The sequence below is a fragment of the Pseudomonas sp. QD4 genome (assembly GCF_049199125.1).
Taxonomy (GTDB): Bacteria; Pseudomonadota; Gammaproteobacteria; order Pseudomonadales; family Pseudomonadaceae; genus Aquipseudomonas.
Window position 1 is genome coordinate 266,702 of the sequence record NZ_JBLZOM010000004.1, and the last position, 23,848, is coordinate 290,549.

Below are 23,848 nucleotides of genomic sequence, written 5' to 3' on the forward strand. Positions count from 1 at the left end.
TTATTCCTCGATTTCATTCAAGTTGCGCCCCGCCAGCGCCGCTTTCACCGTCGAATCCAGGCGTCGGGCAGCAAAAGCATCGGTCACTTGCGACAGACGCTTGGTCTGCTGCTCGATGGCGTAACCATCGGTACCCTTCATCAGTTCGGCCAGTTCCTGCATCTGCAACTCGATGACCATGCGCTCTTCGGCATCCAGCAGGCGCTCGCCATCAGCCTCCAGGGCGCCTTGCACCGCCTCGATCAGGCGCTGGGCATCAACCTGCTGCTCGCGCAGGACACGGGCGACCTTGTCGTCGCCGGCATATTGGAACGAATCCTTGAGCATCTTGGCGATTTCACCATCGGTCAGGCCGTAGGACGGCTTGACCTGGATGCTCGCTTCAACGCCCGACCCCAGCTCACGGGCCGCCACACTGAGCAGGCCATCGGCATCGACCTGGAAGGTCACGCGGATTTTCGCCGCACCCGCCACCATCGGCGGAATACCGCGCAATTCGAAGCGCGCCAGGGAGCGGCAATCGCTGATCAGCTCGCGCTCACCCTGCAGCACGTGAATCATCATGGCCGACTGCCCATCCTTGTAGGTGGTGAAGTCCTGGGCACGGGCGACGGGGATGGTGGTGTTGCGAGGAATCACCTTCTCCATCAGCCCACCCATGGTTTCCAGCCCCAGGGACAGCGGAATCACGTCCAGCAACAGCAGTTCGCCGCCGTCGCGCTTATTGCCGGCCAAGGTGTCGGCCTGGATCGCAGCCCCGATGGCCACCACTTGATCCGGGTCGATTTCGGTCAACGGCTCACGCCCGAACATCTCGCCGACGGCCTGGCGCACGCGTGGCACACGGGTCGAACCGCCGACCATGACCACTGCCTGCACATCGTCGAGCTCAACATTGGAATCACGCACCGCACGGCGGCACGCCTTGAGGCTACGCGCAACCATGGGTTCGATCAGAGCGTCGAACTGTTCACGAGTCAGCGCCGCGCGCCATTCGCCATAGACCACGTCCACCGAATCGGCGTGGGTCAGGGCTTCCTTGGCGGCGCAGGCGGTTTGCAGCAAACGACGCTGCGCGCCAGGATCGAGATCGGCCGACAAACCGGCACTGTCGATGATCCAGCCGGCAATCGCGTGATCGAAGTCATCGCCGCCCAGGGCGGTGTCGCCACCGGTGGCCAGCACTTCGAACACACCGCCGGTCAGGCGCAGAATAGAAATATCAAAGGTGCCGCCGCCCAGGTCGTAGATCGCCACCACGCCTTCGGCGTGCTGATCCAGGCCATAGGCCACCGCCGCTGCGGTCGGCTCGTTGAGCAAACGCAGCACATTCAGACCCGCCAGTTTGGCCGCGTCCTTGGTGGCCTGACGCTGTGCGTCGTCAAAGTAGGCCGGAACGGTGATCACCGCCCCTACCAACTCGCCACCCAGGGTCGACTCGGCGCGCTGACGCAGCACCTTGAGGATCTCGGCGGAGACTTCGACCGGGCTTTTCGGGCCCTGCACCGTGTCGATGAACGGCATGTGCGACTCGCCATCGACAAAGCGATACGGCAACTGCTCGCCCAATTGCTTGACGTCGGACAGACCACGACCCATCAAGCGCTTGACCGACAGCACGGTATTCAAGGGATCGCCAGACGCCGCCAGCCGGGCAGACTCGCCGACCTCGACACGATCAGCGTGGTAGCGCACGGCGGAAGGCAGGATGACCCGCCCATCAGCGTCCGCCAGCGGTTCGGAAAGACCACTGCGCAATGCAGCGACCAGCGAATTGGTGGTGCCCAAGTCGATCCCCACAGCCAGACGACGCTGGTGCGGTTGAGGACTTTGGCCGGGTTCGGCGATCTGCAGTAGGGCCATGGTAATCAGGTCTTATCTGTCTATCAGGCGTGCAACATGGGCAGCACTGGGTTAATCGTCGAGGCGCTCTTCTAACTGGCGCACTTCATACGTGAGCTTGTCGAGGAACTGCATGCGCCGCATCAGGCGTTCGGCCTGTTCGCGTTGCGCTGCATCATCCCAACAAGCTGCGAAGCTTTCGTTCAACTCATCCTGCGCGACTTTCAGACGCCGTTTGAACACCGCAACACCCGCCAGGTCGGCGCTGTCCTGCAGGTCTTCGAGTTCTTCGCGCCACTGCATCTGCTGCAGAAGAAACTCCGGATCATGCACCGTGACCTCCAGCGGCAACTCGCGACCGCCCATGGCGAGCAGGTAGCGCGCACGCTTGGGAGGGCTTTTGAGCGTCTGGTAGGCCTCGTTGAGGCTCGCGGATTGCTCGAGCGCCAGCCGCTGCTCACGCTCGGAAGCGTCAGCGAAACGGTCGGGGTGGACGCCGCGCGCCAACTCACGGTAGCGCGTAGCCAACTGCTCGAGGTCCAGGCGAAAGCTGGGCTGCAGTTCAAATAAAGCGAAATGACAAGGAGTACCCACAAGAAGCCTCAGATGTTGAAGCTTTCGCCGCAGCCACATTCACCGCGTACGTTGGGGTTGTTGAACTTGAAGCCTTCGTTCAACCCTTCCTTGACGAAATCCAGTTCGGTGCCGTCCAGATAGGTCAGGCTTTTCGGGTCGATGATCACTTTCTCGCCGTGACTTTCGAACACCTGATCGTCTTCACCCACCTCGTCGACGAACTCCAGCACGTAGGCAAGGCCGGAACAGCCCGTGGTGCGAACACCCAGACGAATCCCATCACCCTTGCCGCGCCCGTTGAGGGAGCGTCGCACGTGTTGAGCAGCCGCTTCTGTCATGCTGATAGCCATCGTGACTCCTTACTTGTCGCTCAATCTGTGAAAGCTGAATCCGAATGAATCAGATCAGGCCTTTCTTCTGCTTGTAGTCGCGAACAGCGGCCTTGATGGCGTCTTCCGCGAGTACCGAGCAGTGGATTTTCACTGGCGGCAGGGCCAGTTCTTCGGCCAGCTGAGTGTTCTTGATGGTTTCAGCCTCGTCCAGGGTCTTGCCCTTCATCCACTCGGTGGCCAGGGAACTGGAGGCGATGGCCGAACCGCAGCCGTAAGTCTTGAACTTGGCATCTTCGATGATGCCTTGCTCGTTGACCTTGATCTGCAGGCGCATCACGTCGCCGCACGCTGGAGCGCCGACCATGCCAGTGCCGACATCAGGGTCTTCCGCGTTCATCTTGCCGACGTTGCGCGGGTTTTCGTAATGGTCGATGACCTTTTCGCTGTAAGCCATGATTCTTAATCCTCACTCATCAGAGAGTCGCTCTTGGGGCCCTGCAAATCGCCGTAATCGATACGTTCGGCAGAACCCGCTGGCGGCGACTTATATATCAGTGTGCCGCCCACTCGATTTTCGAGATGTCGACGCCGTCTTTGAACATGTCCCACAGCGGCGACAGAGCGCGCAGCTTGGTGACGGCCTCGCAGACTTTCTGCGCGGCGTAATCGATTTCTTCTTCGGTGGTGAAGCGACCGAAGGTGAAGCGGATCGAGCTATGGGCCAGTTCGTCGTTGCGGCCCAGGGCGCGCAGTACGTACGAAGGCTCAAGCGAAGCCGAGGTGCAGGCCGAACCGGAGGATACTGCCAGGTCCTTGAGGGCCATGATCAGCGACTCGCCTTCAACGTAGTTGAAGCTCAGGTTCAGGTTGTGCGGTACACGGGCGGTCATGCTGCCGTTGATGTACAGCTCTTCCAGATGCTCGACCTGCTTGTAGAAGCGATCGCTCAGGGCCTTGATGCGCAGGTTCTCGGCAGCCATGTCCTCCTTGGCCACACGGAACGCTTCGCCCATGCCGACGATCTGGTGGGTCGCCAGGGTGCCGGAGCGCATGCCGCGCTCATGACCGCCACCGTGCATGGTGGCTTCCAGACGCACGCGCGGTTTGCGGCTGACGTACAGCGCGCCAATGCCTTTCGGACCGTAGGTCTTGTGGGCCGAGAACGACATCAGGTCGACTTTCAGCTTCTGCAGGTCGATATCGACCTTGCCAGTGGACTGGGCGCCGTCGACGTGGAACAGAACGCCCTTGGAGCGAGTCAGTTCGCCGATCGCGGCGATGTCGTTGACGGTACCGATCTCGTTGTTCACGTGCATGATCGACACGAGGATGGTGTCGTCGCGCAGTGCGGCTTCAACCATGGCCGGAGTGATCAGGCCATCTTCGCCCGGCTCGATGTAGGTAACTTCAAAACCTTCACGCTCCAGTTGGCGCATGGTGTCAAGGACAGCCTTGTGCTCGATCTTGGAGGTGATCAGGTGCTTGCCCTTGCTGCCGTAGAAGTGCGCGACACCCTTGATTGCCAGGTTGTCGGATTCGGTGGCACCGGAAGTCCAGACGATCTCACGCGGATCGGCATTCACCAGGTCAGCCACTTGGCGACGGGCGTTTTCGACCGATTCTTCGGCCTTCCAGCCAAACACATGGGAACGGGACGCCGGGTTACCGAAGTTTCCGTCGACCAGCAGGCATTCACTCATCTTTTGCGCGACACGCGGGTCAACCGGGGTGGTCGCTGAGTAATCAAGGTAAATCGGCAATTTCATGGACTCTCTCCTAAATCAGGCTGGCTGGCGTTCCGCTGGCTCTTTGGCTGTCATTCGACGGCGGACGCTTCGATCTTATCCAGGCGTGGCGCCTTGCCATTACAGCGGCGCTGATCCTGACGCTGGGCTACTTCTTGCACCTCACGGCGAGTCACAAGGTCAGCCAAGCTGATACCGCTCAGAAATTCGTGAATCTGCAGGCTCAGATCACACCACAAGTGGTGAGTCAGGCAGGTGTCGCCGGAATGGCAGTCACCCTGGCCCTGGCATTTGGTGGCATCGACCGATTCGTTCACCGCATCGATCACCTGAGCTACCTGGATTCCCTGCATGTCGCGCGACAGCTGATAGCCGCCACCCGGGCCACGCACACTGGACACCAGATTGCTGCGGCGCAGCTTGGCGAAGAGCTGTTCGAGATAGGACAGGGAGATGCCTTGGCGCTCAGAGATATCGGCCAGGGACACCGGGCCATGTTGCGCGTGCAACGCCAGGTCGAGCATGGCAGTTACCGCGTATCGGCCTTTAGTAGTGAGTCGCATGGACAATTACCACAGAGTGTTTCGGGATGAGGGCGAGTATGCAATACCCGAGTAATCGAGTCAACTATAAGACCAACTACTTTAGTCGGGTTTACCCGCAAAAGAGCGCGCGAATCATAGCAAAGTCTGCGGCGTAATGGCACATCCCGGCGCTGGCGGCCGACCTGCGGGAGATCAATGCACCATCAAAACGACATCATCCGCCCCGCCCAATCTAGCTCGCCGGCGATCCAGAGGCCGGTAATCCGAGGCCGATCGCCATCAACGCACACGCATCGACTTGCGGCAGCAGCCTTAGCCGACCTGACTGTCGCCCTTGTCCTTGACCCCGGCAAAGTCCTCTTCGCGCAGTGCCGGCAGATCCTGGGCGCAATAGTTGCTGCCCAAGTCTTTCAATGCGCCGCACATGCCTTCAAGGCGACCATCGACCGCCTGCAGGTGATCCAGCAGTTGGCCAATGGCGCGAGCCACCGGGTCCGGCATGTCTTCGCTGACACCGTAGGCATCAAAGCCCAGCTTCTCGGCCATGGCCTTGCGCTTGGCTTCCTGCTCATCATCGGACTTGATAATGATGCGCCCAGGAATCCCCACCACCGTCGCGCCCGCGGGCACGGCCTTGGTCACCACCGCATTGGAACCGACCTTGGCCCCGGCACCAACAGTGAATGGGCCCAGGACCTTGGCGCCTGCCCCTACTACCACACCATCTTCCAGGGTCGGGTGGCGCTTGCCTTTATTCCAGCTGGTGCCACCCAGGGTAACGCCCTGGTACAGGGTCACGTCATCGCCGATCTCGGCGGTTTCACCGATGACGATGCCCATGCCGTGGTCAATAAAGAACCGACGACCAACCTTGGCCCCCGGGTGAATCTCGATCCCGGTCAACCAGCGGCCGAAGTTCGACACCAGCCGCGCCAGCCACTTCCACCCCATGCCCCACAGAGCGCCTGACAGGCGATGGATCCAGATGGCGTGCATGCCCGGGTAGCAGGTGAGCACCTCAAAGGCATTGCGCGCCGCCGGATCACGGTGAAAAACACTCTGGATATCTTCACGCAAACGCTCAAACATCTTCATTCTTCCGCTTGATGAGCTCGCCACGGGCCGCTTTCTGGGTCTCCGTGAGGATGCCTCGCAAAATATTCATTTCCGCCCGGCTGACCGAGCTGCGACCGTACAACCGACGCAGGCGCGCCATCAAGTGCCGCGGTTTTTCCGGATCGAGGAAGTCGATGGCCACCAGCGTCTGCTGCAGATGCTCGTAGAACCGCTCCAACTCATCCATGGTCGCCAACTCATCGCTGCGCGGCGACGCCACTTCATCCTTCTCGACCTTGCTCGGCCGGCCCTCGGCCGCCAGCCAGGACATGCGCACCTCATAGGTCAACACCTGCACCGCCGTCGCCAGGTTCAGCGAACTGAACTCAGGGTCCGACGGGATATGCACATGGAAGTGACATCGCTGCAGCTCGTCATTGGTCAGGCCAGAGTCTTCACGGCCGAACACCAGGGCGATCTGCGCGCCCTGCCCCGCCTCTTCCACTACCTTCAACCCGGATTCACGAGGGTCGAGCAAGGGCCAGGGAATACGCCGATCACGGGCACTGGTACCAAATACCAGGGTACAGCCCGCCAACGCCTCTTCCAGGGTGGCGACGACCTGCGCATTTTCCAGGATGTCCGTGGCGCCAGAGGCACGGGCATCAGCCTCGTGGGACGGGAAAATCCGCGGCTCAACCAGCACCAGCCGCGACAGGCCCATGTTCTTCATGGCACGCGCAGCCCCACCGATATTCCCGGGATGACTGGTATTGACCAGGACGACACGAATGTTCTGCAGCAAGGGAGGCGCTCTCGGACACGGAAAGGGGAGCAAATCTTACAGAACAGCCAGCAGTCACGCCTCAAAAATAACCGGGAGCCCCGGATACACTCAGCGACGCGCACCTTTAGCGCCTTGTGCAAACGACCACTGGTCAAAAAGTGCGCACATTTACTGAGTCAGTGCCCCGCTCAAAATGAGGAAAGCGAATGTCGACCTTCATCTGCAAAAGTTTTCTGCTAGAATGCTCGGCTTTCTTTAACAACCTTAGGTGACACATCCATGCAGCCAATGCTGAATATCGCGCTGCGCGCCGCCCGCAGCGCCAGTGAATTGATTTTCCGCTCCATCGAGCGCCTGGATACCATCAAGGTCGACGAAAAAGACGCCAAAGACTACGTATCCGAAGTTGATCGCGCTGCCGAGCAGAAGATCATCGATGCGTTGCGCAAAGCCTACCCAACCCACGGCATCCTCGGTGAAGAAACCGGCCTGCACGCGGGCAGCGGTGAAGGCGAAGAATACCTGTGGATCATCGACCCACTGGACGGCACCACTAACTTCCTGCGCGGCATTCCTCACTTTGCCGTCAGCATTGCCTGCAAATACCGTGGTCGCCTGGAACACGCCGTTGTTCTGGACCCGGTTCGCCAGGAAGAATTCACCGCCAGCCGCGGTCGTGGCGCCCAACTGAACGGTCGTCGCCTGCGCGTCAGCGGCCGCACCAGCCTGGACGGCGCCCTGCTGGGTACTGGCTTCCCGTTCCGTGACGACCAGATGGACAACCTCGACAACTACCTGGGCATGTTCCGCGCCCTGGTTGGCCAGACCGCCGGCATCCGCCGCGCCGGTGCCGCCAGCCTGGACCTGGCTTACGTGGCCGCCGGCCGTTTCGATGCTTTCTGGGAGTCGGGCCTGTCCGAGTGGGACATGGCTGCAGGCGCCCTGCTGATTCAGGAAGCAGGCGGCCTGGTGAGCGACTTCACCGGCGGTCACGACTTCCTGGAAAAAGGCCACGTGGTTGCCGGCAACACCAAGTGCTTCAAAGCGGTCCTGACCGCCATCCAGCCGCACCTGCCGGCTTCGCTGAAGCGCTAAGCGCCAGCGACAAAAAAGCACCCTACGGGGTGCTTTTTTTATGCCTGAAAATACTCAGCCGATAAAAAAGCCGCCCCTGAGGACGGCTCTTTTATCGGCCCGAGCTTACTGCCCCGGCTGTTCCTGATTCTGACTCAGGATCAGCTTGCCTTCTTTATTGACCGGAATCTGGTTACCCGGATCACGATCCATACGCACCTGGCCTTGCTTGCCATCCAGTTCGTACTTCACGTCATAACCCACGACCTTGTCGCTGATGTCATTGACGGTGTTACAGCGAGTCTGAGTGGTGGTGTAGGTATCACGCTCCTGCATGCCTTCCTGCACCTTGTTACCGGCATAACCACCACCCACTGCACCCGCCACGGTGGCGATCTTTTTGCCGTTGCCGCCGCCGATCATACTGCCCAGCAAACCACCGCCAACCGCACCGGCCACCGTACCAAGGATCTGATGCTCATCCTTGACCGGGCGCTGACGGGTTACCGCGACGTCCTTGCAGACCTCGCGTGGAGTCTTGATCTGTTGTTTAACCGGCTGAACTGCCAGCACTTGCGCATACTCAGGGCCGCTTTTAACCAGGCTGTAGGTGGCAACAGCACCCCCGGCAGTCACACCGACAGCACCCAATACCGCACCAACCAGTAACGACTTGTTCACGTGAACCTCCTGACCATCACAAGCGGGACAAGCCCGCGCTTCTCCCAGCCTTGGAGTAATAAAAAAGGCGCGAGTTCAATACTCGCGCCTTTTTAGGTGACCGCTGGAAGATGATGACCGTTATGGGCGGTCGTCCACTTCCTTCTCGGTATTGGCAGGAGGAATCAGATCCTCGCTGCTCAGGTTCAGCCAGATCAGCACCACGTTGGCGATGTAGATCGACGAGTAGGTACCCGCCAACACACCGACAAACAGTGCGATGGAGAAGCCCCACAGGTTGTCGCCACCGAAGAACAGCAGCGCAGCAATTGCCAGCAAGGTGGAGATCGAGGTTGCCATGGTGCGCAACAGGGTCTGGGTGGTCGAGATGTTGATGTTCTCGATCAGACTGGCCTTGCGCAGCACGCGGAAGTTCTCACGCACCCGGTCGAAAACCACGATGGTGTCGTTGAGCGAGTAACCGATGATCGCCAGTACCGCCGCCAACACCGTGAGGTCGAAGGTGATCTGGAAGAACGACAGGATACCCACGGTCACGATCACGTCGTGGACCAGCGAGACAATGGCACCGACCGCGAACTTCCACTGAAAGCGGAACGCCAGGTAGATCAGGATGCCGCCCAGCGCCATCAGCATGCCGAGGCCGCCCTGGTCGCGCAGCTCTTCACCCACCTGCGGGCCAACGAACTCGACGCGCTTGACCTGTGCCGGGTTGTCACCGCCAACCTTCTGCAAGGCGGCTGCGACCTGATGGCCCAGTTGCGGGTCTTCACCCGGCATCCGCACCAGCAGGTCGGTGGTTGCACCGAAGCTCTGCACGATGGCGTCGTGATAACCCGATTCGCTCAGTTGCGCGCGAACCTTCATCACATCCGCCGGACGCTCGTAGGTCAGCTCGATGAGCGTACCGCCGGTGAAGTCCAGACCGTAGTTCAGGCCCTTATGGAACCAGCTGAACAACGCCAGAACGGTAAGGAGCAATGTGACGCCGAACGCAACGTTGCGCACGCCCATGAAGTTGATAGTACGTAACATGGCAGCCCCTTAAATCCACAACTTCTTGAAGTCACGACCGCCGAAGATCAGGTTGACCATCGCACGGGTCAGCCAGATGGCCGTGAACATCGAGGTAAAGATCCCGAGGGACATGGTCACCGCAAACCCTTTGACCGGGCCGGTGCCCATGGCAAACAGGATGCCACCGACCAGCAATGTGGTCAGGTTGGAGTCGAGAATCGCAGTGAATGCCCGGCCGAAGCCTTCGTTAATAGCCCGCTGCACGGTCATGCCGGCGGCGATCTCTTCACGTATCCGCGAGAAGATCAGCACGTTGGCGTCCACCGCCATACCCATGGTCAACACGATACCGGCGATGCCTGGCAGGGTCAGTGTTGCCCCCAGCAGCGACATCAGGGCCAGCAGCAGTACCATGTTCAGCGCCAGCGCCACGGTGGCGATGACGCCGAAGAAGCGGTAGATGGCGATGATGAACAGCGACACGAACAACATGCCCCACAGCGAGGCATCGATACCCTTGGTGATGTTGTCAGCACCCAGGCTCGGACCGATTGTGCGCTCTTCGGCAAAGTACATCGGCGCCGCCAGACCACCGGCACGCAGCAGCAGCGCCAGCTCGGAAGACTCGCCCTGGCCGTTCAGGCCGGTGATACGGAACTGACTGCCCAGCGGCGACTGGATGGTCGCCAGGCTGATGATCTTCTTCTCTTCCTTGAAGGTCTGGACCGGTACGTCTTTCTCGACGCCATCAACCACTTGCTTGGTGTAAGTGGTGGTCGGCTTCTGCTCGATGAAGATCACCGCCATGCTGCGGCCGACGTTGCTGCGAGTCGAACGACTCATCAGCTCGCCACCGTGACCGTCAAGCTTGATGTTCACCTGTGGACGACCGTGCTCATCGAAGCCCGCCTGGGCGTCGGTCACCTGGTCACCGGTGATGATCAGGCCACGCTCGATCAACGCTGGAGGACGATTGCCTTCACGGAATTCGAACGACTCGGAAGTCGCCTTGGAAGCACCCGGCTCTGCAGCCAGGCGGAACTCGAGGTTGGCGGTCTTGCCCAGGATCCGCTTGGCTTCAGCGGTGTCCTGCACGCCCGGCAGCTCAACCACGATGCGGTTGGCGCCCTGACGCTGTACCAGCGGCTCGGCCACACCCAGCTCGTTGACGCGGTTACGGACCGTGGTCAAGTTCTGCTTGATGGAGTATTCACGGATTTCCGCCAGCTTGGCCGGGGTCATCGCCAGACGCAGTACCGCCTGACCATTGAGGTCGGCCGGAACAATGTCGAAATCGTTGAAGTTCTTGCGGATCAGTGCACGGGCCTGTTCACGGGTCGCGTCGTCGCTGAAGCCCAGTTGAATGGCACCGTTGAGTTGCGGCAGGCTGCGATAGCGCAGGCGCTCTTTGCGCAACAGACTCTTGACGTCGCCTTCGTAGACTTTCAGGCGTGCATCGAGGGCTTTATCCATGTCCACTTCCAGCAGGAAGTGCACACCACCGGACAAGTCCAGACCCAGCTTCATCGGGTGCGCGCCGAGGTTGCGCAACCATTGCGGGGTGGTTTGTGCCAGGTTCAGTGCAACGACGTAGTCGTCACCCAGGGCCTTGCGTACGACGTCCTTGGCTGGCAACTGATCTTCTTTATTGATCAGACGCAGCAAGCCGCCCTTGCCATTGGCCGCGATAGTGGCTGCCTTGACGTTGATCCCGGCGTCGGTGAGCGCTTTGCTCGCACGATCCAGATCAGCCTGAGTGACCTGCAACGCGGTGCTCGCACCGCTGACCTGAATGGCCGGATCATCAGGGTATAGATTGGGAGCGGAATAAATAAAACCGATCGCCAGCACCGCCAGGATCAGTACGTATTTCCACAGAGGGTATTTGTTCAGCATCACGCCGCCCGCTTATAACGCGGGGCGCCTTGCGCGCCCCGTCGATTGGTAAAAGATGAATCAGATCGCTTTCAGCGTGCCTTTTGGCAGCGTGGCGGCGATAGCGCCCTTCTGGAACTTCATTTCGATGGTGTCGGACACTTCCAGAACCACGAAGTCGTCGGTCACTTTGGTGATCTTGCCGGCGATGCCGCCGGTGGTCACAACTTCGTCACCTTTTTGCAGGCTGCCCAGCAGGTTCTTCTGCTCTTTGGCGCGCTTGGCCTGTGGACGCCAGATCATCAGATAGAAGATGACCAGGAAGCCGACCAGGAAAATCCACTCAAAGCCGCCGCCCATAGGGCCTGCAGCAGGTGCAGCAGCGTCAGCCATGGCGTTAGAGATAAAAAAGCTCATTTAGCACTCCAGTTGCAAATATTGAATCTTGGGGTCAGAAAACTCAGTCCAAAGGCGGAACAGGGAGCCCGCGTTTGGCGTAGAAGGCATCGACAAAGGCGGCCAATGTACCCTGTTGAATAGCCTCGCGCAAACCAGCCATAAGTACCTGGTAATGCCGCAAATTGTGGATGGTATTCAACATGCTACCCAGCATTTCGCCGCACTTGTCCAGATGATGCAGATAAGCGCGGGAGAAGTTCTGGCAGGTGTAGCAATCGCAGGTCGGATCGAGCGGCGAATCATCATGGCGATGGAACGCGTTACGGATCTTCAGCACGCCAGTATCAATAAACAGATGCCCATTGCGGGCATTGCGGGTTGGCATCACGCAATCGAACATGTCCACACCGCGGCGCACACCCTCTACGAGATCCTCCGGTTTGCCAACGCCCATAAGGTAACGAGGTTTGTCTGCTGGCATCTGGCCCGGCAGGTAGTCCAGCACCTTGATCATCTCGTGCTTGGGCTCGCCCACCGACAGGCCGCCAATGGCCAGGCCGTCGAAGCCGATCTTGTCCAGCCCCTCCAGGGAACGCATGCGCAGGTCCTGGTGCATACCGCCCTGGACGATGCCGAACAGCGCGGCGGTGTTGTCGCCGTGGGCATTCTTGGAGCGCTGGGCCCAGCGCAACGACAGCTCCATGGAGATTCGCGCGACGTCTTCGTCAGCCGGGTACGGGGTGCATTCGTCGAAGATCATCACGATGTCCGAACCCAGGTCGCGCTGCACTTGCATCGACTCTTCCGGCCCCATGAACACCTTGGCGCCGTCCACCGGCGAGGCGAAGGTCACGCCCTCTTCCTTGATCTTGCGCATGGCGCCCAGGCTGAACACCTGGAAACCGCCGGAGTCGGTGAGAATCGGGCCTTTCCACTGCATGAAGTCATGCAGGTCGCCGTGCTTCTTGATCACTTCGGTGCCGGGACGCAGCCACAGGTGGAAGGTGTTGCCCAGAATGATCTCGGCACCGGTGGCGACGATATCCCGCGGCAGCATGCCCTTGACCGTGCCGTAGGTACCCACCGGCATGAACGCCGGGGTTTCCACCGTACCGCGGGGGAAGGTCAGGCGACCACGACGAGCCTTGCCATCGGTGGCCAGCAGCTCGAAAGACATACGACTTGTGCGACTCATTCTGTTTCCTCTGGGGCCGAATCCTTGGGAGCGGTTGGCGCAGGGTTACGGGTGATGAACATCGCATCACCGTAGCTGAAAAAGCGGTACCCATGCTCGACGGCGGCCTTATAGGCGGCCATGGCCTCGGGATAACCGGCGAACGCCGAAACCAGCATCAACAGCGTGGACTCGGGCAAATGAAAGTTGGTGACCAGGGCGTCGACCACATGAAACGGCCGGCCCGGGTAGATAAAGATGTCGGTGTCGCCACTGAACGGCTTGAGCACACCATCGCGCGCGGCACTTTCCAGGGAACGCACGCTGGTCGTGCCCACCGCCACCACCCGACCACCACGCGCACGGCAGGCCGCGACCGCATCCACCACGTCCTGGCCGACTTCCAGCCATTCGTTATGCATATGGTGGTCTTCGATACGCTCCACGCGCACCGGCTGGAACGTCCCGGCACCGACGTGCAGGGTGACGAATGCAGTCTCGACGCCCTTGGCCGCAATCGCTTCCAGCAAAGGCTGGTCGAAATGCAGCCCGGCAGTCGGCGCCGCCACCGCGCCCAGGCGCTCGGCGTACACCGTCTGATAGCGCTCGCGGTCCGCGCCTTCATCCGGACGGTCTATATAAGGAGGCAACGGCATATGGCCGACGCGATCGAGCAAGGGCAGCACTTCTTCGGCAAACCCCAGCTCGAACAGCGTGTCATGCCGGGCCAACATCTGTGCCTGGCCGCCGCCCTCGATGAGGATCGTCGAACCCGGCTTGGGCGACTTGCTGGAGCGCACATGGGCCAGCACGCGATGACTGTCGAGCACCCGCTCCACCAGAATTTCCAGCTTGCCGCCGGAAGCTTTCTGGCCAAACAGCCGTGCCGGAATCACCCGGGTATTGTTGAACACCATCAAGTCGCCCGGGCGCAAATGCTCAAGCAAATCAGTGAATTGACGGTGGGCCAGGGCACCCGTAGGCCCATCAAGGGTCAACAGGCGACTACCGCGACGCTCGGCCAGGGGATGGCGGGCGATCAGCGAATCGGGAAGCTCGAAGGTAAAGTCAGCAACGCGCATGATGGGGTTCGTCTAGCAGGGCCGGAAAGTTTAGCGGAAATAGCCAAAATTGACCATGAAAGCTGATTGACCAACGGTAATCACCTCTCTATACTTCGCCGCCATTGAGCCCTGATGGCGGAATTGGTAGACGCGGCGGATTCAAAATCCGTTTTCGAAAGGAGTGGGAGTTCGAGTCTCCCTCGGGGCACCAAACAGCAGTATCTGAGAGTCTCTAACAGCCTCTCAGACCCAAAGAAACCGGCCACTTGGCCGGTTTTTTTGTGCCTATCTATCTACCCCTGTCTCCCCCTATCCGTTGTATCCCTGTATCCCTGCTTGTATCCTGAGAAAAATACCGAACTTTGGGATACAAGGATGAAGCGCGCAGACATCAAGCGCCGCCCTCTCGCTGACACGACACTTGCGGGATTGGAGCCGGAATCAAAGGAGTACCGCGAGCTGGACGGCAGCGGCCTCTACTTCAGGGTTAAACCTGATGGCGGTAAGTCCTGGCAGCTTCGCTATAAACGTCCGACGGGCAACTGGGCCTGGATGGGACTTGGAGGCTATCCGGAGGTAAGTGGTGCGTTGGCACGAGACAAAGCTGCCGAACTGCGCAAGGTAGTGAGTAGCGGCGCCGATCCTCTCGAACAGAAGCGATCCGCCAAAGCAGCCATTGATGCAGCCAAGACACGCACCTTCAGAGCTGCTGCTGATGCCTGGCTCAAGGCAAAAGAAGAGAAGGGTCTTGCCCCTTCCACCCTCAATAAAATCCGTACCTATCTCGACAAAGACATTCTCCCTGCCTTGGGAGACAAACCTCTCGATGAGATCACTCGCACCGATTGCGCCGAACTCCAAGCCTCTATCGAAGCCCGAGACGCACACAACGTAGCGGAAAAATGCCGCACCTGGATCAATCAGATTTTCGGGAGAGCCATCGGTTTAGGCCTTACGGAAAACGACCCGGGAAGCCGTCTTAGGGATATCGCAGCACAGGCCCCTAAGACTCAACAACACCCGCATTTACTAGAACCAGAGTTAGGTTACTTTCTTACTGCACTGAAGAACACCCCAAGTAGGCTGACGGCCCGAACCGCTGCTTGGCTTTGCATCTGGACTGCCTCACGACCAGGCATGGTTCGCCTAGCCGAATGGAAAGAGTTCGACCTCGACAAAGCAACTTGGACGACACCAGCCGCAAAGATGAAGATGCGCAGAGACTTTGTGTGCCCACTACCACATCAAGCAGTTTCAGCCTTAAAAGAACTTCATTGCCTGACTGGCCGTAGTCGTTGGCTGTTTCCCGGAGTCGGCGCCAAAAACCCAACCATCAGTGAAAATACGATAAACAAAGTCTTCGCCACCATTGGATACAAAGGCCGGCTTGTAGGCCACGGTACTCGACATACTGCAAGCACATTACTTCGAGAGCATGGCTGGCCCAAAGAACATGTTGAAGCCCAACTAGCCCATAAAGAGGAAGGAATTTCAGGGGTGTACAACAAGGCTCAATATCTTGAGCACCGCATAACAATGATGCAGTGGTACGCCGACTACCTAGACGCCCTAGAGCGAGGGAACGTTGTCCAGGGTCAGTTCGACAAAGCCCAATGAAGGTGACTACCCTACCCCCACTCAAAAACCGTGTTACGCGTGTTACTCGTGTAACGACAACACTCAACCACTTGAAATCATTGGTATTTTTTTACGTCACACGTTCTACCCTATGTCCGTACACCTCGTGTAACGCGGCCTCGGCGTGTAACGGCCATTGGACCACCCCCTCCCTGCTGGCCCGGTCCCCAGATTGCGCACCACGCTGGATTGATGCTCCGCTATCGGGGCGTGGGGCAGCCTAATGGACGACTTGAACATTGAAGCTTTGGGACTCGAAATAGCGGGTGTGGACGTGCACTCCCTAATGCGAGATCTAGACGAGATTGAACTCGCTGTCAGTGAGTTAACGCTTTACGGTCAGTTCTATGAGCACTTCAAAGAAGGCTTTGGGCTCATCCAGCATGCCGTGCACTTTTGGCTTGAGGACGGCGCATACAACCAATGCGCGGAGTCGACCATACAGACCATGTTTCGCCAGCGAGACGTCATTGAGGAGCACTTCAGCTTTTCTGAAGCAACCTCATTGCCACTCATCATCAGGCAATTCGTTGGTACAGATCACCCCGCCAGCGACTCACAGCTAACCGCGACCTACGCACTTGTCCAGGCAGTGCAGGCTGTTGAAGTCCTCGCAAACTGGCTGTTCGACCTGGAATTAGGCGCCTATGACATTGAAGTCGACCTAGTCGAATTGTTGCGGAAAACGGACCCAAAAGAATACACAAAGCTGGTGGAGAAGGTTCGAGACAGAACTAGCGGCTTAGAAGTTAGAAGCCGGGAAGACTTCGCACTTTTCAAAGCAGAGGCCGAAAAGGGGTTAATGCTGGCATCTCTGTACAGGCAAATCGACGACTTCGAGGCTTCAAGCCCTGACTCCGACTTACACACCTGCACTTCTACGAGGCCGGTGCCCAGCTCCCGCCGATCAGCGAGGCGGGCTCCCTGGAGCAATGGCAGCAGCAGATCGGCGCCCTGTGCGTTGGCAATCACCGCTTATCGTTTGTCGTTAGCGTGGCCTTTGCGGGCCCTCTGCTGAACTTGCTGGGCCATGAGTCGGGCGGCTTCCACTTCTACGGCGACAGTTCTGGCGGCAAAACCACCCACTTGCAGGTCGCCGCCTCGGTCTATGGCGGGCCGCGCCTGGTGCGTTCGTGGCGCTCTACGGACAACGCCCTGGAGTCCATCGCCGCCGCGCACTCAGACGGGCTTCTGGTGCTGGATGAAATCGGCATGTGCGATGCCCGCATCATTGGCGAGACGGTCTACATGCTCGGCAACGGCACTGGTAAAGCCCGGGCCAATGATCGGGGCCAACCCCGTCATCAGGAAGGTTTCCAGGCCCAAGGGAGCGATTTCAACGTCATGCATGGGGATTTACCTATGCGCCGGCCCAGGGCGTCGTAGTGGTAACGAGCCTCGCTGCTCAAGGTTGTACCCTGCCAGGTTTGCGCGCGGATCAGACGGTTTTCGCTGTCGTAGTGAAAGCGTTGCATGCCTCCGGCCGCACTGCTTTTCTCGCTGAGGTTGCCCCAGGTGTCGTAGCTGAAGCGCAAGTCCTTGAAGGCCACGAGGCGATTGCCGACGCAAAAAGCCAGTGAGATCGACCAGCTACTGCCGCATCATTGAATGCCGGGCTGACCTGTGCAAGACGTATTCCCCGTACGCTTACACTCCGGCAGCACGCGACCCGAGTCGCAATGGGTCGACAGGCAGTAACCACTATGGTCGGCAGCAATGTGCTGGGCTATGTCCAAAGTGCTGCGCCGTTGAAAGCGAGCACACACCGGACTCCAACTCCTTCGGATAACGCCGTAAAGGTCAGCCAGCCACTAATGACTGAGTGCACATGCACGATGCCATCTTTGTGCGACCACTACGATATACCAAATGAAATTATCGGCCTTTCATGTGTGCCACCAATATTATTGAATCCCAAACTGAAGTTGGGGGTCAGCATACTGGTGATATATTTTATCCTCCTAACTTGGGAAGCGCCCTTGCGTGTAAGTCCTCCAAAGATTTTCAATAAAACCAATGTCAACTCCATTCTGGAATGCCTGCGCAATCAGGCCCAGATCGTCCGATACATATGCTGCGAGATCAGAGTTTTTAGTTATTTGATAAACCTTCTTGAACGCAGCCTCTCTTATTTCCTTAATTGATACATCTTCAGGCGGGCACGACGAAATTATTTTTTCATAGCTAGTGCTCCATGCAGTATCAAACTCTATGGAATCCCTTGAGTCTAATTCAGCATCCCAATCGGTGTTTTTCCGAAAGACAAGCTCAAGAAAAACACCATCATTTATCTTAGATAAAATCTCACTTGTAGTTGTCATCTTAATCCTGCCTCCTTTAACCAGTTCTCTATTAGGTCTACAGCTTTAACTGGTGTGACGTTTTCACCCAAAACATGAGTACCATTCGGAGAGCGCACATCGACTTTTATGTCATTCAGATCTTTGTAAGCATTCCGATACGCAGCAAAAAGCTCATCATCTGTGCCCTTGAAAGCACCTTGTCGAGGACCAATAATGGGCCGCTCCGCGTCGTGCATTCGCCAGTGATCATGTTCCGCATTAGCCCCTCGAGGGAATAAGGTAGGTCTAGTTTTATCTGATCTGCTAACCTCGAAAGGTCTACCCACAGTTTTCCTCGATCAATCGTCGTACCGCGCGTCAGCCTCACGGGCAAGGGCCATTTGGTGGTCATGGCATGGCCTGCAGATCTCGTACTTGCGGCAACACCCTTCCTCGGGGTCGCGATAGTTGACCCGCTTTTCAACCTGCTGCTTACAGAACTGGCAGATCCCAGGATTATTCACACGAGTATAAAAATGCTCGCTGTGGCCCTCTTCGTCGAACTGAGGGAGTGGGTAACGATCACCTGAGTCGTCGGTGATGTACTCCCCGGTTTCATCCGTCACGATGCGGTGAAATTGCTCACGCGGATGCCCTTTCGGAGTACACCACAGGACACCAGGTCGTTCAGCGAATGGATCAATGTTCGGCGCCTTGTCTACCAGCTCGTCAATGCTGATGGTGTTGGCCTTGGCCCAACGAAAGACAGGCACCCACTCACTGGTTTCGTAGCGGTACGTCCAGAGAGCATCCGGCCAATATGGCAAGCTGAGCAGCGCTTGCTCACTGCAATGCGAAGTCTGGATGTAATGCTCCATGCCGTTCTCGATGAATCCGAGGCTGGCCGAGTCACGCAGATCCAACAGCTCAATAATCTGGCGAGTGGTGTAGTCGCGCTCACTGCGGGGCTCGATACGCTTGTTCATGCCTGCCGTTCTCCATGTTCCTGGGCGCGAGCACCGCGCCACTCTTTACGCCTCGACCCAGCGCGTGGCTGGGCTTGTGGTTTTCCGTTGTTCGTGGAGCTGGTGGTGGACGGGGTGACTTGTCGCCCTGGATGGCAGCAGCCAGCAAGCCCATGGGAGCGGTAGCCGATTGTCCTTTGAACGAATCAGCGGTCCCTACCAACGTCTCCTCGCTGTCTGTCAGGATCAACTACAGGGGCTAGTTCTTTGGCTTTAGCGACGAGAAGCTTGATGTCCTCCTCGGTGTTACCTTCAACCTCTATATCCCCAACCTTCAAACGCAGCTTGCGTCCATTTTTTCTGCCTACCCATGCAACAACCGCAGCTGTAAGAAAAGGCACGATGGCTTGAGTCATCGGAATTATGAATTCACCCGTGAGGCCGCCTGTAGCCCCTACGCTGTCAAATACAGCAAGGCGAGGACTTATAGCAGTCCCCGAAGCGTTTACTGCATCCCTAAACTCACGCAGTTCGCCTTGGTAATCCGCTCCGAAGCTGGCCGCATCATCTTGGGAACGCACTAAACTAATGGAAACTTTCAGAGCTTCATTCATACCCGACTCCTTTCTTATCGTGCCAAGGGAGCGAAAGCGACCCTCTACTACTGACCTTGCCCCACGTTTGACGGCGGGGCTTGGGGGTTCCTGGGCGACCTTTCCCATCGAAACGCCTTCAAAGCCGTTCCAGAAGGCCAGCGCAAGACCGCTTGCGCTGTGGGGATCTGTTCCCCATCCGTTACTTTAACAACTGTCAAACATGCGGGTGTTCACGACCACAGGCATCAATAAGCTGCTGCTTAAAATCTCTGTACTCTTCAAGGCTGATGATTTCCGCATCGGCCAATGTGGAGATGATCCCGAAGGCCACACCGTAGTAGTACCCATCATAAGGCACTCCATCTAACTGGCGCTCAAAACACCCATTTATCAGGCTGTTGATGCGTGGTAACTGCATATTACGAATTGCATTTTTCATCTCATTCATTTTGAAGATTTTTCCTACCCAACTAAGCCGTTCTCATGAACATGGCAGTAACCGCCTAGCAGAGCTACCCATCTGCTGGGTGAATCGATAGCATTCCCCCCTGTAATAATATTTCGGCAGGGATTGCCTTCTACTGTGGCATCTGCACAGTAGACGCAATAAGAAGAACGATACCAACTGAGGTACTGACTTTTTGTCACACCGTAATATTTAGCGGTGTACTCCACCGGATCACGGGAGTAAGCAACAACGTCTTCGGCGGGCAGCGGGATGGATTTACTTCCATATGGACCTGCATGAGTCGCCTGAAAAGTCACTCCTTTCTCAGCCAGGTCCCCAATAAATAACTCGTTACTCAAAGTAATTTCCTCGTCAATTAACTACTTCAAGAAGGAACGCGTATGAGACTCTCGGCCAGTACGACGCTCAAAATCCTTCCGTTTGGCCACGGCCAACAGGTAGCACTGTGTGCATGCCGCATCAGGCGCTGCAGCCTTGATCGCAGCAGTGGAGCGTAGTACGTAGCATCCACATACGCATTTACAAACCCATCGAGCTTTTCTGTCGGCAGAAATCCCGATTACAACCAGCCGTCCCAGCCGAATGGATGTGAAGTCTTTGAACGAGGGATTCAATAACTGAGCCTTAGTCGGCGCCGTTATCGGTAACGGTAGATCGGAGTCCTGGTCAGTCTCATTCGCCCTGAACTCAAACGACTCACCGCCTGAAATCACCCGAGCGGCAGTAGCATCAACTGGTATTTCGTTCCCTAATTTCAACTCTGATTCCTCGCGTTTTGCTATCCATGGCATTCAAACGTAAAAAGAGTCGTCGATATCACTATGCCAGCGCAAGTTCAAATGCACGCCGAACTGCCTGCATATCCACCGTTAGGTAAGGCTTGCTGTGATCCAAGCATGCATGCCCTAGCATGGTCTGCACTATCTCGACATCGCCGGTGGCGGCCAAGATTTTTGCAGCAAGCGAGCGCCTGCCACTATGCGAGGAGCCCTGTTTGATACCCGCTTGTCGGTATAACCTGCTGATAGTTTGCTGCAATGAATCACAGGCTTGGTACACCTCCGGCCCGCTGTCCAGCTGGCGATGTTTGAATGCCAGTTCAAAGGCTTGCCCTTTGTGTGTCATGACCAGCTTTGAGCCTGGCCGGAATCCTCGATACTCATCTATGCCTGAAAGCCCCCAGCGGCGCCGAGCGCGCACGCCAAACCACGCATCAAGCGCGGCAAGGCATCGAGCATGAGTCAGATACACGTTTCGCGGCCGACAGCCTTTGGTGATGTCTGCGCGCAAGTAGACCTCGGGCTTGATAGCACCGCTGGCATACAGCACGTCGCCAATCTCCAGCAAAGCCAACTCGGTGACACGAATGCCGGTGGTATGCGTGAGCCACAACAACATCACATCACGCTCCGGCATGCGGCCAGTGACAGAGGCTACGCGGATCAGGTGTTTGAATTGTCCAGGACGAAGGGATGCAGCACGGTGAGGATTCATAGGGGTGGGCTCTCTGTCAGGATTAGACGGGAATCAGGATCAATCCAAAGAGAGTTGGCAGCAGGCCTCCAGCAAAGCCTACCACCAGTGATTTCGCAATGTTCACGGAAAACTCGGGCTAAAGACGTTACACAGTTCGCTATCGTTACACCGCACACTCTGCGCGATACAAAACGGTGTGACCTTGTTTTTTCACAACAAAATCAATAACTTGCTTATAAACGTCACACCTGAAACACCAGTTACACGTCTTTTAAGATGTCCACCCCGCCCCCCATCGGCAATGAGCACCATCAGCGAAGAGATTCCAGCAGGAGCCGGGGGACCCTGAGCAAATGAGACACATACGGGGTCGGAAACCCGCGGGACTGTGTTAGCGACAGGGTGCCCAGCTTAGTGAACTGGTGAACCGGGTGAACACACAGTTCACCAGTGCAAATGCACAAGGTCTTGAGAGGTTGCCGGGGACCCTGAGCAAATCTGAAAGACACGGTGCAGATAACCCGCCGCACCTGGTTAGCGGCTGGGTTTTCTACGTTGGTTGACAGGTTGACGTGGTTGACACACTCACTCAGGTTGACGGTATCCAAACGTTCGGGATCTACAACACCAATGCTCACCTTTACCGATCAGGTAACGATGACCTTTTCCCCCCTGAACATCCTTTCAATTTCAACGTTGAAATTTCAGTAAGCGGTGAAAACTTTCGCTGACACGATCACGCGGGTTTCCGACCCCGTATCCCTGACATTCCTCCAGGGTCCCCGGCAACATTCTGAGCCTCTACTCTGATCGCTCACAGCTTCAGAAAACTGCAAGTCTCCAACGTTGCTTTTGCTGTCTCATCTAAAAAGCGATCAAGCACGGCACCTCGTTGTCGGACGCGCTCAACCCACTCCCTCGCCAATTTACGGTAGGCATTGTTGTGTTCCCTCTCCCAACCTTTATCCGTAATACTTCCAGTCAGAAACACACGATCAATTGAACTATCCTCAAAGCGCGCATGGTGATGAATCGAATTCCGCTCTCTTAACTCTGCATCGAAAACCTTATCGAAGGTTTTTATGAAAAGCCCTATTTCCAGAGCATGATGTGGAGCCACCGCAGTTATCGCCTTGAAGTATTTCTTAAAGCGCTCTTTGAGCTCATAGAAACGGCCAAAATACATTTCACAAATATTTGTAACGTGAGCACTGCGAGAAATTGGTAATCCCCTGAAAGGGTATCTACGAAAATAGAACTCACAGTCTTTTAGAGAGTTTATGGTTTGCTCAAGGCCTAGGTACTGGAAAACAACCGCATGCTGCCTTTCAACATCATCTGAAAAAACAAACTCTTCCTTAAAAATACCGTTTTCTGGCAATGGAAGATCTTCAGCAAGTAGAGTGCGTTTAATCCTTTCGTGCTTCCACTCCCTCCAACCCGGGTAGCTCTCCAGACACTTAATCCACACCACCACCGCATTAGACATCTGGCGGCAATTCGTTAGCTCAATACCTTCACTGTGCTTACCCAATTCTGAGCTCTGCATGACATATCCATGGAGGTTAGTGACAGACCTACAATAACGGATATAGGCAGGCTATTCGCAACCGCATAATTTTCAAAAACGATTCATGAGCCATGCGCAAATGGTGCGTCATGGGATAGAGGGAAATGACTTGTGCTTCGAGTGAGCACACAGCTTGATGGTCCCAACAGACGCCAGCTTGTATCCCTACCTGTATCCCTAATCGTATAACCTCGCTACAAGGCACGGTTTATATGGAACACTCGAGTCTCCCTCGGGCACCAAATTAAAAAAGACCTTGTTGATCAAGGTCTTTTTTTTCGCCTGCAGAAAAGTGATGATCGCCGCCCGATCACCACAGCAGAGGACCCCGCTCCATGGAATCGACGCTGGAAACCGTTGCGCTGTTTGCCCTCAAGCTGGCCCATGAGACGGATGATGCAAGCCCGGTCTTGCGTGATGACCCGATCATGGCCGCGTATGAGCGGGAAGCCTTTGGCTTGCTGGTGCGCAATGGCGATATCGCGGCCATCCAACTCAAGCTGGGGCAATGCGTGGCTGTGGCGCTTACCGCGTTGGGCGGTGCGCAGAGTGTCATGGGCCGGGAATTGCAAAAGCTGGCGACCGAGGTCGACCAGGCGCAGACCCTGGAGACGCTGCACGCTCCCCTGCTTGCACTCAGGGATTACCTGAAAGACATTCAGTAACGGATTTCCACCACAAGGAC

General features: G+C 57.1%; 24 protein-coding genes, 1 tRNA gene and 1 pseudogene. 5 read left to right on the forward strand and 21 right to left on the reverse strand.

The window, feature by feature from the left end:
* The 8 genes from hscA to trmJ form a co-directional block, all read right to left on the reverse strand.
* The gene (gene hscA / locus ACOZJV_RS24205; protein ID WP_421548682.1) at positions 1 to 1,863 is read right to left on the reverse strand and encodes a Fe-S protein assembly chaperone HscA; all 1,863 of its coding nucleotides are present in this window, start codon (positions 1,861 to 1,863) and stop codon (positions 1 to 3) included.
* A gap of 51 nt (positions 1,864 to 1,914) precedes the next feature.
* A complete protein-coding gene (hscB, locus tag ACOZJV_RS24210) occupies positions 1,915 to 2,436 on the reverse strand; it encodes a co-chaperone HscB (RefSeq protein ID WP_020298470.1) in 522 nt (173 codons plus the stop codon).
* An 8-nt stretch (positions 2,437 to 2,444) separates the two neighbouring features.
* The gene (iscA, locus tag ACOZJV_RS24215; RefSeq protein ID WP_020298469.1) at positions 2,445 to 2,768 is read right to left on the reverse strand and encodes an iron-sulfur cluster assembly protein IscA; all 324 of its coding nucleotides are present in this window, start codon (positions 2,766 to 2,768) and stop codon (positions 2,445 to 2,447) included.
* 49 nt (positions 2,769 to 2,817) lie between these two features.
* On the reverse strand, positions 2,818 to 3,204 hold the full coding sequence (gene iscU, locus ACOZJV_RS24220) for a Fe-S cluster assembly scaffold IscU (RefSeq protein ID WP_007929523.1): 387 nt from the start codon (positions 3,202 to 3,204) through the stop codon (positions 2,818 to 2,820).
* Between the two features lie 97 nt (positions 3,205 to 3,301).
* On the reverse strand, positions 3,302 to 4,516 hold the full coding sequence (locus ACOZJV_RS24225) for an IscS subfamily cysteine desulfurase (protein WP_078472029.1): 1,215 nt from the start codon (positions 4,514 to 4,516) through the stop codon (positions 3,302 to 3,304).
* A 50-nt stretch (positions 4,517 to 4,566) separates the two neighbouring features.
* Positions 4,567 to 5,058, reverse strand: coding sequence for a Fe-S cluster assembly transcriptional regulator IscR (iscR, locus tag ACOZJV_RS24230; protein WP_007956690.1), 492 nt, complete (start codon positions 5,056 to 5,058; stop codon positions 4,567 to 4,569).
* A gap of 294 nt (positions 5,059 to 5,352) precedes the next feature.
* Positions 5,353 to 6,129, reverse strand: coding sequence for a serine O-acetyltransferase (cysE, locus tag ACOZJV_RS24235; protein ID WP_078472030.1), 777 nt, complete (start codon positions 6,127 to 6,129; stop codon positions 5,353 to 5,355).
* Positions 6,122 to 6,901 carry a tRNA (cytosine(32)/uridine(32)-2'-O)-methyltransferase TrmJ gene (trmJ, locus tag ACOZJV_RS24240; protein WP_020298466.1) on the reverse strand — a complete coding sequence of 260 codons (780 nt, stop codon included), beginning with the start codon at positions 6,899 to 6,901 and terminating at the stop codon, positions 6,122 to 6,124. Before trmJ ends, cysE begins: the two co-directional genes overlap by 8 nt.
* A 261-nt stretch (positions 6,902 to 7,162) precedes the next feature.
* Between trmJ and suhB the strand changes: the two genes are divergently transcribed.
* Positions 7,163 to 7,978 carry an inositol-phosphate phosphatase gene (gene suhB / locus ACOZJV_RS24245; protein WP_020298465.1) on the forward strand — a complete coding sequence of 272 codons (816 nt, stop codon included), beginning with the start codon at positions 7,163 to 7,165 and terminating at the stop codon, positions 7,976 to 7,978.
* A 105-nt stretch (positions 7,979 to 8,083) separates the two neighbouring features.
* Here suhB and ACOZJV_RS24250 read toward each other — a convergent pair whose 3' ends face one another.
* The 6 genes from ACOZJV_RS24250 to queA form a co-directional block, all read right to left on the reverse strand.
* Positions 8,084 to 8,638, reverse strand: a complete 555-nt coding sequence (locus ACOZJV_RS24250; RefSeq protein ID WP_078472031.1) for a glycine zipper 2TM domain-containing protein — start codon at positions 8,636 to 8,638, stop codon at positions 8,084 to 8,086.
* Between the two features lie 120 nt (positions 8,639 to 8,758).
* Positions 8,759 to 9,673, reverse strand: a complete 915-nt coding sequence (secF, locus tag ACOZJV_RS24255; RefSeq protein WP_020298463.1) for a protein translocase subunit SecF — start codon at positions 9,671 to 9,673, stop codon at positions 8,759 to 8,761.
* 9 nt (positions 9,674 to 9,682) lie between these two features.
* A complete protein-coding gene (secD, locus tag ACOZJV_RS24260) occupies positions 9,683 to 11,551 on the reverse strand; it encodes a protein translocase subunit SecD (RefSeq protein WP_020298462.1) in 1,869 nt (622 codons plus the stop codon).
* 60 nt (positions 11,552 to 11,611) lie between these two features.
* A complete protein-coding gene (gene yajC / locus ACOZJV_RS24265; RefSeq protein WP_043229921.1) occupies positions 11,612 to 11,947 on the reverse strand; it encodes a preprotein translocase subunit YajC in 336 nt (111 codons plus the stop codon).
* Between the two features lie 43 nt (positions 11,948 to 11,990).
* Positions 11,991 to 13,106, reverse strand: coding sequence for a tRNA guanosine(34) transglycosylase Tgt (gene tgt / locus ACOZJV_RS24270; RefSeq protein WP_020298460.1), 1,116 nt, complete (start codon positions 13,104 to 13,106; stop codon positions 11,991 to 11,993).
* A gap of 14 nt (positions 13,107 to 13,120) precedes the next feature.
* Positions 13,121 to 14,185, reverse strand: coding sequence for a tRNA preQ1(34) S-adenosylmethionine ribosyltransferase-isomerase QueA (gene queA / locus ACOZJV_RS24275; protein WP_421548683.1), 1,065 nt, complete (start codon positions 14,183 to 14,185; stop codon positions 13,121 to 13,123).
* A gap of 108 nt (positions 14,186 to 14,293) precedes the next feature.
* On the opposite strand from queA, the gene ACOZJV_RS24280 reads away from it, so the two are divergent.
* The 3 genes and pseudogenes from ACOZJV_RS24280 to ACOZJV_RS24290 form a co-directional block, all read left to right on the forward strand.
* A tRNA-Leu gene (locus ACOZJV_RS24280) sits at positions 14,294 to 14,378 on the forward strand.
* A 164-nt stretch (positions 14,379 to 14,542) separates the two neighbouring features.
* Positions 14,543 to 15,784 carry a tyrosine-type recombinase/integrase gene (locus ACOZJV_RS24285; RefSeq protein ID WP_258596503.1) on the forward strand — a complete coding sequence of 414 codons (1,242 nt, stop codon included), beginning with the start codon at positions 14,543 to 14,545 and terminating at the stop codon, positions 15,782 to 15,784.
* Between the two features lie 888 nt (positions 15,785 to 16,672).
* A pseudogene (locus tag ACOZJV_RS24290) lies at positions 16,673 to 17,113 on the forward strand (DUF927 domain-containing protein); the annotation flags it as partial.
* Positions 17,114 to 17,766: 653 nt separating this feature from the next.
* Here the strand turns inward: ACOZJV_RS24290 and ACOZJV_RS24295 are convergent.
* From ACOZJV_RS24295 to ACOZJV_RS24325, 7 genes are all read right to left on the reverse strand, one after another.
* Positions 17,767 to 18,126: a hypothetical protein gene (locus tag ACOZJV_RS24295; protein ID WP_095190026.1), complete on the reverse strand. Its 360-nt coding sequence runs from the start codon at positions 18,124 to 18,126 to the stop codon at positions 17,767 to 17,769.
* Positions 18,123 to 18,344 carry a hypothetical protein gene (locus ACOZJV_RS24300; RefSeq protein WP_258609456.1) on the reverse strand — a complete coding sequence of 74 codons (222 nt, stop codon included), beginning with the start codon at positions 18,342 to 18,344 and terminating at the stop codon, positions 18,123 to 18,125. Before ACOZJV_RS24300 ends, ACOZJV_RS24295 begins: the two co-directional genes overlap by 4 nt.
* Before the next feature lie 102 nt (positions 18,345 to 18,446).
* Entirely contained in the window at positions 18,447 to 19,073 is a 627-nt protein-coding gene (locus ACOZJV_RS24305; protein ID WP_258596496.1) for a hypothetical protein, read from the reverse strand.
* Between the two features lie 185 nt (positions 19,074 to 19,258).
* The gene (locus ACOZJV_RS24310) at positions 19,259 to 19,666 is read right to left on the reverse strand and encodes a hypothetical protein (RefSeq protein ID WP_258596494.1); all 408 of its coding nucleotides are present in this window, start codon (positions 19,664 to 19,666) and stop codon (positions 19,259 to 19,261) included.
* A gap of 196 nt (positions 19,667 to 19,862) precedes the next feature.
* Positions 19,863 to 20,096 carry a hypothetical protein gene (locus tag ACOZJV_RS24315; protein WP_258596492.1) on the reverse strand — a complete coding sequence of 78 codons (234 nt, stop codon included), beginning with the start codon at positions 20,094 to 20,096 and terminating at the stop codon, positions 19,863 to 19,865.
* 840 nt (positions 20,097 to 20,936) lie between these two features.
* Positions 20,937 to 21,611, reverse strand: coding sequence for a site-specific integrase (locus ACOZJV_RS24320; RefSeq protein ID WP_258596490.1), 675 nt, complete (start codon positions 21,609 to 21,611; stop codon positions 20,937 to 20,939).
* A 796-nt stretch (positions 21,612 to 22,407) separates the two neighbouring features.
* Positions 22,408 to 23,142, reverse strand: coding sequence for a hypothetical protein (locus ACOZJV_RS24325; protein WP_268266202.1), 735 nt, complete (start codon positions 23,140 to 23,142; stop codon positions 22,408 to 22,410).
* A gap of 356 nt (positions 23,143 to 23,498) precedes the next feature.
* Between ACOZJV_RS24325 and ACOZJV_RS24330 the strand changes: the two genes are divergently transcribed.
* Positions 23,499 to 23,828 carry a hypothetical protein gene (locus ACOZJV_RS24330; RefSeq protein WP_078472334.1) on the forward strand — a complete coding sequence of 110 codons (330 nt, stop codon included), beginning with the start codon at positions 23,499 to 23,501 and terminating at the stop codon, positions 23,826 to 23,828.
* The last annotated feature ends 20 nt before the right edge of the window (positions 23,829 to 23,848 follow it).